This is a genomic window from Candidatus Binataceae bacterium (assembly GCA_036495685.1).
Classification (GTDB): Bacteria; Desulfobacterota; Binatia; order Binatales; family Binataceae; genus JAFAHS01.
Genome location: DASXMJ010000146.1, coordinates 39,763 through 51,877 on the forward strand (window position 1 = coordinate 39,763; position 12,115 = coordinate 51,877).

12 protein-coding genes are annotated in these 12,115 nt (G+C 62.2%); 11 read left to right on the plus strand and 1 reads right to left on the minus strand.

Annotated elements, in window-relative coordinates; genetic code table 11:
* The first annotated feature begins 63 nt into the window (after positions 1-63).
* The 11 genes from VGI36_13815 (at position 64) to VGI36_13865 (ending at position 11,496) form a co-directional block, all read left to right on the plus strand.
* Complete coding sequence (locus tag VGI36_13815) at positions 64-969, plus strand: farnesyl diphosphate synthase (GenBank protein ID HEY2486223.1); 906 nt, start codon at positions 64-66, stop codon at positions 967-969.
* Entirely contained in the window at positions 966-2,027 is a 1,062-nt protein-coding gene (locus VGI36_13820; protein ID HEY2486224.1) for an alcohol dehydrogenase catalytic domain-containing protein, read from the plus strand. Before VGI36_13815 ends, VGI36_13820 begins: the two co-directional genes overlap by 4 nt.
* A 22-nt stretch (positions 2,028-2,049) precedes the next feature.
* Positions 2,050-4,014: a squalene--hopene cyclase gene (shc, locus tag VGI36_13825; protein HEY2486225.1), complete on the plus strand. Its 1,965-nt coding sequence runs from the start codon at positions 2,050-2,052 to the stop codon at positions 4,012-4,014.
* 16 nt (positions 4,015-4,030) lie between these two features.
* The gene (locus tag VGI36_13830; GenBank protein ID HEY2486226.1) at positions 4,031-5,200 is read left to right on the plus strand and encodes a 1-deoxy-D-xylulose-5-phosphate reductoisomerase; all 1,170 of its coding nucleotides are present in this window, start codon (positions 4,031-4,033) and stop codon (positions 5,198-5,200) included.
* Between the two features lie 12 nt (positions 5,201-5,212).
* Positions 5,213-6,136, plus strand: a complete 924-nt coding sequence (gene hpnC / locus VGI36_13835; GenBank protein HEY2486227.1) for a squalene synthase HpnC — start codon at positions 5,213-5,215, stop codon at positions 6,134-6,136.
* Positions 6,126-7,031, plus strand: coding sequence for a presqualene diphosphate synthase HpnD (gene hpnD, locus VGI36_13840; GenBank protein HEY2486228.1), 906 nt, complete (start codon positions 6,126-6,128; stop codon positions 7,029-7,031). Before hpnC ends, hpnD begins: the two co-directional genes overlap by 11 nt.
* A complete protein-coding gene (gene hpnE, locus VGI36_13845; GenBank protein ID HEY2486229.1) occupies positions 7,012-8,406 on the plus strand; it encodes a hydroxysqualene dehydroxylase HpnE in 1,395 nt (464 codons plus the stop codon). Before hpnD ends, hpnE begins: the two co-directional genes overlap by 20 nt.
* Before the next feature lie 17 nt (positions 8,407-8,423).
* Positions 8,424-9,425 carry a hopanoid-associated sugar epimerase gene (hpnA, locus tag VGI36_13850; GenBank protein HEY2486230.1) on the plus strand — a complete coding sequence of 334 codons (1,002 nt, stop codon included), beginning with the start codon at positions 8,424-8,426 and terminating at the stop codon, positions 9,423-9,425.
* Between the two features lie 2 nt (positions 9,426-9,427).
* Positions 9,428-10,333: a carotenoid biosynthesis protein gene (locus tag VGI36_13855; GenBank protein HEY2486231.1), complete on the plus strand. Its 906-nt coding sequence runs from the start codon at positions 9,428-9,430 to the stop codon at positions 10,331-10,333.
* Between the two features lie 145 nt (positions 10,334-10,478).
* A complete protein-coding gene (locus VGI36_13860) occupies positions 10,479-10,970 on the plus strand; it encodes a nuclear transport factor 2 family protein (GenBank protein HEY2486232.1) in 492 nt (163 codons plus the stop codon).
* Between the two features lie 34 nt (positions 10,971-11,004).
* Positions 11,005-11,496, plus strand: a complete 492-nt coding sequence (locus tag VGI36_13865) for a nuclear transport factor 2 family protein (GenBank protein ID HEY2486233.1) — start codon at positions 11,005-11,007, stop codon at positions 11,494-11,496.
* Between the two features lie 421 nt (positions 11,497-11,917).
* Here the strand turns inward: VGI36_13865 and VGI36_13870 are convergent.
* Positions 11,918-12,115, minus strand: a 198-nt coding sequence (locus VGI36_13870; protein HEY2486234.1) for a hypothetical protein, incomplete at its 5' end; no start/stop codon positions are given.

Sequence of the window (12,115 nt, forward strand, 5' to 3'; positions counted from 1 at the left end):
CGGAAACGGCGGCGCCGCTCTGCTCGCGCGGGGCACCCCGGCCTGGGCGACGGCAGCAGCTTTGTGATCGTTAGGAAAGTGTTTCAACTCGATCGCTATTTGAAGGAGCGCGCCGCGCTGGTGGAACGAGCGCTCGCTCAAGTCATCCCGGAGCCGGTCGGATCCGAGGCCCGCCTGCTTGAGGCGATGCGTTACAGTCTGCTTGGTGGAGGCAAACGGCTGCGCCCTATCCTAGCGCTGGCCGCTTGCGAAGCGGTTGGGGGCGGACCGGAGCGCGCGATCGGTTTCGCCTGCGCGGTCGAGATGATCCACGACTACTCGCTGATCCACGACGACCTACCCTGCATGGACAATGACGATCTGCGACACGGGCGGCCGACCAATCACCGCCGCTATGGCGAGGCGCTGGCAACCTTGTCGGGTGATGGGCTGCTGACCGACGCGTTCAGGGTGCTGGCAAGTTCGGCCAGCGACGGCGTTCCGTCTGCAATCTTGTTGCGGGCGATCGCGGACCTGGCAGCCGCCGCCGGCTCGGGGGGAATGGTTGGCGTACAGGTTATCGACCTGCAAAGTGAAGGGGCGCCGTTGTCACTGGACGAACTAAAGCTGCTGCACGCAAAAAAAACCGGGGCGCTGTTTCTTGCCTCAATTGTCGGCGGCGCACGGATTGGCGGCGGGTCAGAGCCACAACTTGTAAACCTCGATCATTACGCGCGCGCGCTGGGACTCGCCTTCCAGGTGGTTGACGACCTGCTGGATGTTGAGGCGAGCACCGAACAGATGGGCAAGCGGACCGGGAAAGACCAGGCCGCCGGCAAGGCGACCTTCCCGTCGCTGCTGGGTCTCGACAAGTCGCGGCAATTCGTGCGCCAGCTGGAGCAACAAGCACGGGAAGCTCTGAGCGGGTTTGGCCCCACCGCCGAACCGCTCCGCGCGATCGCGACTTTCGTGGTGGAGCGCAAGCAGTGAGCGCCGCCGCAGCATCGTTTCATTCTTTGCACCTGCGCCGCGCTGTCCTGGTCGCCCCGGGGCAGCTGGAAATTCGCGCTTTCATTCCACCGCGTCTCGCGGCGGGAGAAATTCTGGTGCAAGTCCGCTGCGCGTTGAGCTGTGGGACCGATCTGAAGGCGTGGCGCCGCGGCCATCCGCTCTGGAAAATGCCGATGCCGCTCGGACACGAATTCGCCGGCGTGGTGGCCGATGTCGGCGCAGGAGTGGGAGGCTTCGCCGCCGGCGATGAAATAATGGCTACGCCGACCGCGCCGTGCGGGGCCTGCTTTTATTGCGACCGGGGCCAGGAGAACCTCTGCGCCACCGCGATCGACAAGATGGTGCTGGGCGCCTACGGTGACATGCTGATTCTTCCGGCCCATATCGTTTCGAAGAACGTCTTCTCCAAGCCGCACGATTTGCCGTTTGAAGAGGCTGCCCTGCTGGAGCCGCTCTCGTGCGTGGTTCACGCGCAGGCGATGGCGATGCCCGAGCGGCACGAGCGGGTGCTGATTCTTGGCGCCGGCCCGTTCGGACTGCTGCACATGATGGCGCTGCGGGCTGCCGGGGTGCGCGAGGTCGCGGTCGCGGGACGCGGCGACGCACGCCTCCGGTGGGCGGGTGAAATGGGTGCCGACCGAGTGATCGACGTGCGGCGTCAAGATGCTGCCGCGGCCGCGGCCCAGCTCAACAGCGGGTTTGGTCCGGACCTGGTAATCGAGTGCACCGGCCAGGTCGATGGCTGGAGCGACGCGCTGGCGCGGACCCGGCGCGGCGGCCGGGTGGTGCTTTTCGGGGGATGCCCGCCGGGAACCTCGCTGACGGTTGACACGCGGCGCATGCACTACGATGGCCTGACCATGATTGCGCCCTTTCACTATCGGCTGCGCGACGTGCGGCGAAGCTTTGAACTTTTAAGCGAGCGCAGGCTCGGCGCTGAACGCCTGATCACTGCGCATCGCAGTCTGAACGACCTCGCCGACGTCTTTGCGATGATGGACCGCGGCACGGTCCTCAAGTGCGCGGTAGTCCCCTAGGCAACAAAATGAGTAAGCGCAGATGAGTGAGCTTGCAGAAGTGGTCTCCGAAACCCTGAGCGCGTCAGCCTACCCCCGCGAGGAGGCGCTGGCGAAGCTCGACTACGCGATCGAACGCGCGCAGCGCTCACTTATCGAAAAGCAGGACGCCGAGGGCTACTGGCACGCGCCGCTGGAAGCAAACGCGGAGATGAACGCCGAGTTCATCATCTTCAATCACTTCATGGACACGGTGGACGTCGAGCAGGAAGCGAAGCTCAAGAAGCTTTTGCTCGATCAACAGAACGCCGACGGCAGTTGGAGCCTGTTTCCGGAGGGACCAGGCCATCTTTCGACTTCGATCGAAGTGTACTTCGCCCTAAAGCTCGCCGGCATGCGTGCGGGCGACGAGCCCATGATGCAGGCGCGGCGCTGGATTTTGTCGCAAGGCGGAATCGAGAACTGCGGTACCCTGGCGCGCTTCTATCTAGCGGCGATGGATCAGGTTCCCTGGGACGCAACGGCGTCCGTGCCGGTCGAAGTAGCGCTGCTGCCGAACTGGTTTCCGTTCAACATGTACGAACTCTCGTCTTGGGCCCGGGGCACGACTTTCGCGCTCATGATTCTGCAGGCGACACGGCCAGTGGTCAAAGTAAGTTATCAGGAAGGAGTCCTCGAGCTGTACATCCAGCCGCCGCATTTCACCAGGTTCAAGCAGCCTCCCCCCAAGCGCGCGCTTTCGCTGCGCACCGTGTTCAACCTGATCGACAAAGTGCTGCGCATCTATGACCATCACAACCTCAAAGGGTTGCGCGCCCGAGCGCTTGCTTACGCCGAAAATTGGATCGTGGAACATCAGGACGCCAACGGCTCGTGGGGCGGGATCCAGCCGTGCTACCTGCTGAGCGCGATGGCCCTGAAAGCGCTCGGCTATCGCAATCATCATCCGGTGCTGAAAAAAGCGATCGACGCCTCCCGGGAGCTGGTCTGGGACCTCGGCGACGCCCTACTCGTCATGCCGTGTGTATCCCCCAACTGGGACACTGCGTTGGCGGCCAAGGCGCTCATCGACTCGGGCATCCCCGGAGATCACCCGGCGCTGCGCGGTGCCGCCCGCTGGCTGGTCGAACATCAGATTTTCAGGCGCGGCGACTGGTCGATAAAGCGGCCGTCTCTGGATCCGGGGGGATGGGCCTTTCAATTTTACAACGATTGGTATCCGGACGTGGATGATTCGGCCGTCATCCTGATGGTGATTGCGGAAGCCGCGTGCGACGACTCGGCGCGACGTGAACGTGCGATCACCTGCGGCGCCACCTGGGTCATGGGGATGCAATCGAAAGACGGCGGCTTTGCGGCCTTCGATGTTGACAACGATTCGCATTGGCTCAACAGCCTGCCGCTCGCCGACGTGGAAGCCGTGACCGACCCCTCCTGCGCCGATTTAACCGGCCGTGTGCTCGAGATGATGGCGGCCGTCGGCTACCAGCAGGACCATCCGGTCGCGCGCCGCTCAATCGAGTGGTTGCGCCGCAACCAGCAGGCGGATGGTGCGTGGTGGGGACGGTGGGGCGTTGCATATGTCTACGGCACCTTCTCCGCTCTGTCGGGTTTGCACGCCATCGGGTACGACATGAAACAGCCTTGGATCCAGCGTGCGGTCGATTGGCTTAAGTCCAAGCAGAATCCAGACGGGGGATGGGGCGAAAGCCCGCTTGCCGACCGGGATCCCTCCTGGCACGGTCGCGGCACCAGCACCGCATCGCAAACGGCATGGGGGATTATCGGTTTACTGGCCGGCGAAGATGGGGCAGGCGAGCAGGTGCTGCGCGGAGTGCAGTGGCTGGTCGAGCGCCAGAACGAGAACGGCGCTTGGGAAGAAAACGAGTTCACCGGCACTGGGTTCCCCGGACATTTTTATCTGCGCTACTGGCTATACTCGCACTACTTCCCGTTGATGGCATTGGGGCGCTTCCGCGCACGGATGAAGGAGACGGTGTCCAAATAAAGCCGGTCGCCGCGCGATGAAGACCCTTTCTATACTATGTTCGACCGGATCCGTTGGGGTAACCACGCTCGAGGTGGTGAGCCGCTTTCCGGATCGCTTTCGGGTTGTTGCCCTGGCCGCGGGCCACAACCTCGACCTGCTGCTGGAGCAGATTGTCAGGTTCGATCCGGAATTGGTCTCGGTTGCGACCGTCGACCTGGCGGGCGAACTTCGCGCGCGCCTGGGAACCCGGAAAGTTGAAATCGTTCATGGTCTCGACGGGGCCTGCACGGTTGCGACGCATCGCGACGCCCAGCTCGTGGTGTCAGCGCTGGTGGGCGCGTTGGGATTGCGCCCGACCTTGGCTGCTATCCAGTCCGGCAAAGATATCGCCTTTGCAAACAAGGAAGTTCTGGTAATCGCGGGAGAACTGGTAACCCGTGCCGTCCGCGAACGCGGGGTACGCCTGTTGCCGGTCGACAGCGAGCACAACGCCATCTTTCAGTGTCTGGCAGGGCGGGACCGCGAAGGACTCAAACGAATCATCCTTACCGCGTCGGGCGGGCCTTTTCGCGACCTGCCCGCCGAGCGGTTTGCGTCCATCACGGTCGAGCAGGCGCTCAACCATCCGACCTGGAGAATGGGCAGCAAGATCACGATCGATTCCGCTACCCTGATGAACAAGGGACTGGAGGTTATCGAAGCGCGCTGGCTGTTCGGGTTACAGCCGGACGAGATTTCGATCGTGATTCATCCGCAGAGCGTCATCCATTCGATGGTAGAGATGATCGACGGCTCGGTGATTGCAGAAATGGCGATTCCTGACATGGCGATTCCGGTTGCATACGCGCTCGCATATCCGGACCGGTTGCCGATGCCGCATCTGAAGACCCTTTCATTAGCCGAGTGCGCTCGACTCACCTTCGAGGAGCCCGATTTCGGCCGCTTTCCCTGTCTGGCACTCGCATTCGAGGCGCTCAGGGCAGGCAGCACGATGCCCGCGTGCCTCAATGCCGCCAACGAGGAGTTGGTGGCAGGCTTCCTCAGCGGGCGCACGCGCTTCGTCGACATTCCCCGCCATCTCGAATCGATAATGGCGCTGCATCCAAATTCATCAGCCCGCACACTGGAAGACCTCCTGGAGACCGATGCATGGGCGCGGGCCCAAGCCCGCCGCCTGATGGGAGTTCATTCCCAGGCCGCCTGACGCGGTCGGCTTATGAGTGGGATCGGGATGGGAGCTTCGCCGGGCACGAAACCAGAAGCGTCGGTCGCAAGCACCATTCCGGCGACTACTGACTCCGCTTCGCTCGAGGCCGCCTACCAGTTCTGCGCGCGTCTGGCCAGGTCACACTACGAAAACTTCACGATTGCTTCGTGGCTGATGCCCGCGGCAATGCGCAAGCATATGTATGCCATCTACGCGTACGCGCGGATCGCCGACGACTTTGCCGACGAAGACCACGACCCGCGCAAGCTTGACGAATGGGAGCGCCAACTCAACCTGGCGTATGCGGGCTCGCCCCGCCACCCGGTCTTCGTTGCGCTGGCTGACACTGTTGACCGCTTCGACATACCACGCGAGCCGTTTGCCGACTTGTTGGTGGCGTTCCGCTCCGACCTCCATTTCGACGGCTTCGAAGCGATCGAGGATTTGCTTGGCTACTCGCGTTACTCGGCGAATCCGGTGGGGCGGCTGGTTCTGTATCTGTTTGGGTATCGCGACCCGGAGCGACAGCGTCTCTCGGATCTGATCTGCAGCGGACTTCAGCTTGCCAACTTCTGGCAGGATGTTGCGGTCGATTTGCAAAAGGGCCGAATTTATCTTCCGCGCCGCGACATGGCGCAATTCGGTGTGCGTGCCGAAGATCTAGCTTCGGGTGCGGTGGATGAGAAATTCATCGCGCTCCTCCGGCACGAAGTGGCCGGAGCCCGCGCGATGCTGGTCGCCGGCGGCGAGCTCTCGCGACTCATAGATCGGCGCCTGCGACGCGACATCCTGATGTTCGCGGGTGGAGGCCTGGCAATTTTGCGCGCGATCGAAGGCGTCGGGTTCGATGTATTCCACCGCCGACCCAAGCTTTCCAAAGGCGACTACCTGAAACTGACATGGAATGCGGTGCGGGGCAGACTTGAATCCTGACTCGAACGGCGACCGGCAGGCCCAGGCCGCCGGTTCATTGGAGACAGATTATCGACGCTGCGGCGACATAACGCGGCAGTCTTCGTCGAATTTTTACTACGCCTTTATGCTGCTGCCCCTCGAGCGTCGGCGTTCGCTCTATGCAGTCTACGCCTTCTGTCGCTTCGTGGACGACGTTGCAGACGATGAGTCGATTCGCGAGCCGGCGCGACTGCTCTCGCGCTGGCGCGAGGAACTCGCGCGCGTCTACGGGGATGGCACACCGACCCGTGCGATCTCTCGCGCGCTGGCCGACACGGTCCAGCGATTTTCGGTTCCGCGGCGCTGCTTCGAGGAACTGATCGCGGGCATGGAGATGGATCTCTCGCGCAAGCGCTACGCGACCTTCGACGAACTGCGCCGCTACTGCTATCGGGCGGCCGCGGTAGTGGGCCTCATCTGCATAGAGATTTTTGGCTACACGAACCCCGACGCCAAGCTGTACGCGGAGAATCTCGGCATCGCCTGCCAGCTCACCAATATTCTGCGCGACGTGAAAGAAGATGCCACCAAGGGTCGGATTTACCTTCCGCTCGAAGATCTCGCCCGGTTCTCGGTCACCGAGACGGAAATTCTCGAGGGCGTTTACAGCGATGGGTTTGTTCGCCTGATGGAATTCGAGGCGCACCGCGCGCGGGAATATTACCAGCGCGCTCAAGAATCGCTTCCCCCGGAAGACCGTTCGACGCTGCTTACCGCCGAGGCGATGCGCCTGATCTACGGCTCGCTGCTCGATCGAATCGTAAGTTCCAACTACCGGGTGCTCGATCGCCGCCTGAGCCTATCGGCAACGCACAAGCTCTACCTGGTCGGGCGCGCATGGGCGACCTCCCGTCTTGGCGCGCTGCGCGGGTAGGGTTACTACTACCTGGGTAATGATCGATTCCAAGGATGTCGTCGTAGTCGGCGGCGGGTTCGGCGGATTGAGCGCCGGGGTCGCTCTGGCCGAGCGTGGGTTCCGCGTCGCGTTGCTGGAACGCAAACCCGAGCTCGGTGGACGCGCCTATTCCTTCGAAGACCCTGATACCGGCGACTTTGTCGACAACGGGCAGCACGTTCTGATGGGCTGCTACACGGAGACGCTGGATTTTCTGCGCAGGATTGGCTCCGGCGATAATCTGGTCTTCCAGAAGGATCTGGAAATCGAAATGCTCGCCGGCCCGGGCCGCAGCGCCACCCTGCGCACGGCGCACCTGCCGGGACCGTTGCACATGAGCGCGGCGCTCATGCGCTATCGTCATCTGAGTCTTAAGGAGCGCTACGCGGCAGCTCGGGGAGGTCTCAAGCTCCTCAAGATGCGCCGTCGTGACCGCGGCGCGCTGGAGAAAATGACCGTCACCGAGCTGATGAATCAGCTCGGACAGAGCGAGAATGCGCGTCGCGCTTTCTGGTATCCGCTGTCGGTGGCGACCCTCAACGATGAACCTGAAGTATCGTCGGCCGGGTTGTTGGCCGAGGTGTTGATGCGCGCGTTCTTCTCGCGGCGCTCGGCTTCCGCCTTCGTCTATTCGCGAGTCGGCCTGAGCGAATTGTATTGCCGCGCAGCACGCAGCTTCGTCGAGCGAGCGGGGGGCGTCATCGCCCGACGCGCGATCGTGGAGGGGCTCGAGGTTGATGGTAGCGGAGTTGTGGAGCGCATCCGCCTCCGCGACGGCTCCAAGCTGGAAGCGGCGAACTTTATCGTCGCCGCACAGGCCGAGCACCTGGTCCGGATGCTGCCGGAGAACGTGGTCGCGGATCCGTTTTTTCAGCGAATTAACCAGCTCGCGACCTCGCCGATCATTTGCGTGCACGCGTGGTTCGATCGCGAGGTAACGCGCTCGGCGTTCGTCGGCTTCATCGGCACGACCACTCAGTGGCTGTTCAACAAGCGCCGGATCTTCGAGCGACACGGGGAACGGCATCCGGGCTATCTGAGTTTCGTCATCAGCGGGGCGCGCCGACTGGTGGATCTGCCGAACGACGACCTGCTCGATCTGGTGTTGAACGACCTGAGCACGATGATTCCGGCAGCGCGCAGCGCCAAGGTCAGCAAGGCGATCGTACTGAAAGAGAAACAGGCGACCATGGCGCCCACCACGGACTCGCATCGGCTACGGCCCGGCGTTACGACCCCATTAAAAAATCTCTTCCTGGCGGGCGATTGGATCCAGACCGGCTTGCCCGCGACGATCGAGAGCGCGGTCATTTCCGGCCGCGCGGCCGCGGCGGCGGTAGCGGCACGATCGTGACCGCGGGGGGCCGATCGGTGCCGCGGCTGGCACTCGTTACGGGGGGAAACGGGTTTGTCGGGTGCCATGTGGTGCGCGCGCTGCTGACGCGGGGGGATCGGGTCAGGGTGCTGATTCGACCCGGAGCCGATCGTGCGGCGCTTGAGGGCCTCGAGGTGGAACTGGCGATCGGCGACCTTCGCGATCGCGAAGCAGTCGATCGCGCGGTCGCCGGATGCGACCAGGTTTATCATGTGGCGGCCGACTATCGCCTGTGGGTTCCCGAACCGGCTGCGATGTATGCGGCCAACGTGGACGGCACCTGCAACGTGATCGAGGCATCACGACACGCACGGGTCGAACGGATGGTCCACTGCAGCACGGTGGGCACGCTCGGCATTCCCCCCGGCGGAGCCGGAACGGAGGACACTCCGGTTTCGATCGAAAAGATGGTGGGGCCGTACAAGCGGTCGAAATTCATCGCGGAACAGGTCGCGCTCGAGGCGGCGCGCGCGGGGGCGCCGGTCGTGGTAGTGAATCCGTCGACCCCGATCGGGCCGCTGGATCTGAAACCCACGCCGACCGGCCGAATCATTGTCGATTTCCTCAATCGGAGAATGCCCGCGTACGTCGACACCGGCCTCAACCTGGTTGACGTCTCCGACGTGGCGCAGGGTCACCTGCTGGCGGCTGAGCGCGGGCGGATCGGCGAGAAATACATCCTGGGCGGCGAGAATCTGACGCTGAGGGAGTTGCTTGAGCGGCTCGCGCGCATCTCCGGATTGCCTGCGCCGCGGGTACGGCTGCCCTACGCGGTCGCCTTTGGTTTCGCGCTGGGCGCAGAAGCGGTCTCGCGGGTGCTGACCCATCGGGCACCGCGCGCGAGTGTCACCGAGGTCAGGATGTCTCGCAAGCACATGTTCTTCGATTCAGCGAAGGCCCGTGGCGAGCTGGGGTACTCGCCGCGGCGAGTGGAGACTGCGCTTGCGGCGGCAGTCGAGTTTTTCCGCAAAACCGGGCTAGCGCGCGACGCCGCTTAGTCATGGGCTTCGCGCGTCTGCTGCTCTTGACCGTCGCGCTTCGCCCTTACGTATTCGTTTTTCTGGCCAGCTTCCTGATCATTTCGATTGTCAATTTTGGAGTGCGTACGACACTGCTGTTTACCGCGCTGACCTACGCAGTGTCATTAACGTGCGAGTGGTCTTCGGTACACAACGGGTTTCCATTTGGCTTGTATCACTACCTCGACGCGACGCGAGACCGGGAACTCTGGGTCATCGGCGTCCCGTTCATGGATTCGCTGTCCTTCACCTTTCTGGCCTTCGCCAGCTACACCGTCGCGTTGCTGGTGACTGCTCCCCTTTACCGGAGCGGATGGGACCTCCGTCTGCTCGACACCTGGAAAATCCGGCGCTCGCCACGAGTGTGGCTCATGGCGTCGCTGTTCATGGTGATGATCGATTTCGTGGTCGACCCGCTAAGCGTGCTCGGCGACCGGTGGTTCCTGGGCAAGATCTTCTGGTACGACCCGCCCGGACCGCACTTCGGGGTACCAATCAGCAATTACCTCGGATGGTACCTGGTCGCGGCGGTAACGATCGCAATCTTTGTAGTGCTGGATCGGCTGCTGAATCGCCACGCGCGGCCGTTGGGCGGTCGTCCATCGTTTCCCTCCCGCGCGTTGCTCGGACCTGCGCTCTACCTCGGAATAGCCTGCTTCGGAATCACGATGTTGTTTCGAATCGGCGCGACCGAGATCGGGTGGGCTAGCGTATTCATCTATCTTCCCTTCCTGACTCTTGTGATCCACATTGTGACCCGTACCGAGTCTTATGGCGGGCCGGAAACAATCGAAGATCACCTGCGGGATTTTCCTTACGACAACGGAATCATCGGAGCGGAACGGGGACCCGGACCGTCGCCCATCTCACGGCGAGGTATCGCGTAACCGACTGAAAAAATTGTTGGCAGCGGCCGGGAAGCGTGTGCCATTTGGACAACCTCCTCCTCGAGCGCTTGGCTGGCAGTCCTAGGCTCGACTGACGCTTCCGCCTGGATCTGAGCTATGTTCCGCGGAGGCGGAGGATGCTCTCATGGAAAACCCGAGCCTTCAGTTGCTAATCGATCGCGCGGAAATCAGCGACTGCCAACTGCGGTATGCGACCGGCCTCGATATGCGCGATTGGAAGTGTTTCCGATCGTGCTTCGCTGATGAAATAGAAGTGGATTTTTCATCCGTCTTTGGCGGCGACGGGCCGCGCAAGGTCAGCGCCGACCGGTGGACCGAGGCGGCGCGCCGCACCATCGGCGGCTTGCAGGCAACCCAGCATATGATCACCAATCACGTGATCACCGTCGATGGCGATAAGGCCTTGTGCATTGCCTACGTGCAGGCACAACATTATCTACCCAACGATCAGGGTGACAGCACCCAGACGATGGGTGGTTATTACACGAATCATTTCATCCGCACCGCGCAGGGCTGGAGAATCAAATCGTGCAAACTCACGCTGACTTGGAACAAGGGTAACTGGGGCATTTTTGAGCTCGCGCGCCAGCGTCTGAAAGCGGCCGAAGGTCGCTAGCGGCAGCACTGCCGCAACCCGAGGAGGACCGACTATGGCAACCACGGATCTCGAGAAGCGCATCACCATTCTCGAAGACATCGAAGCGATCAAGAAGCTCAAGGCGCGCTATTGCGCCGTTTGCGACGACGATCACAACCCGGATGAGATCACCAAGCTGTTCGCGGATGATGGCGTCTGGGAAGGCGATGGCATCGGCGCGCATAAGGGCCATGCCGCGATCCGCAAGCTGTTCGAAGGGTTTCGCGATCGAATCAGCTTCTCGCAGCACAACGTGATGAATCCGAGAATCGAGGTCGACGGCGATCGCGCCCGCGGCATCTGGTATTTCCTGGGGCCATTCACTTTCCGTAAAGGAAATCGCGCGAGATGGCTCGCGGCTCGCTACGAAGACGACTATGTCAAGGTGAACGGCGAGTGGAAATTCCAGCACCTGCGCGCGATCGGGCGGATGTCGGCTCCGTACGAGACCGGGTGGGCGAACCAGGAGGCTGGTTCGGCCGGGAAACCGATTTCCCGCGCCTGAAAGCTTCCTGTCACCGAACTTCAGCGGCTGACAGCGGCTCCGACGACAGATAGATCTGGTCTTCGCCTCAGCCGAAAAGCGGACGTTGATGCCGAGACTCGCCTCACCACGTCGATTTATAGAGGTCGGTTATCGCTCCGCTCTGTATGACCCGATCTCGGGAAACGTCACGGCAGAGCCAAACACGCTCATGCTCGACTGCAACGTATTGCAGCTTCGGGAAGCCCAGCGCTGTAGCAAGGTCCGAGTCAACGCTTGCCAGGGCAGTTCTTAAGCGATCACCAGGAAGAGAAGCAGCCAAAAGTGCGAATTCGTCCTCGGGCAGAGGTATTCGGTGCTAGTTGAGGCTCCAGAGAGGCGCGGCCGCTCAATGGCGAGCCTCCGATGATAATATGTGGGCGATGGGAGGCTGCAGGCAGGGTTAACTCGCCGCGGCGTCCTTTTCGATCGCGATGGCCGTCGCGCGCGTTACGGTCACCACCAGCTCGTCCCCTGCTTTCAGGTGTTTGAGAACCCTGGGATCCCGCGCCTTAACGTTCTCGGTCGATCCATCCGGACCCTTGATGGTCACGGTGCCCTTTTCAGCATCGATATCGGTAACGGTCACCAGGACCGTGGC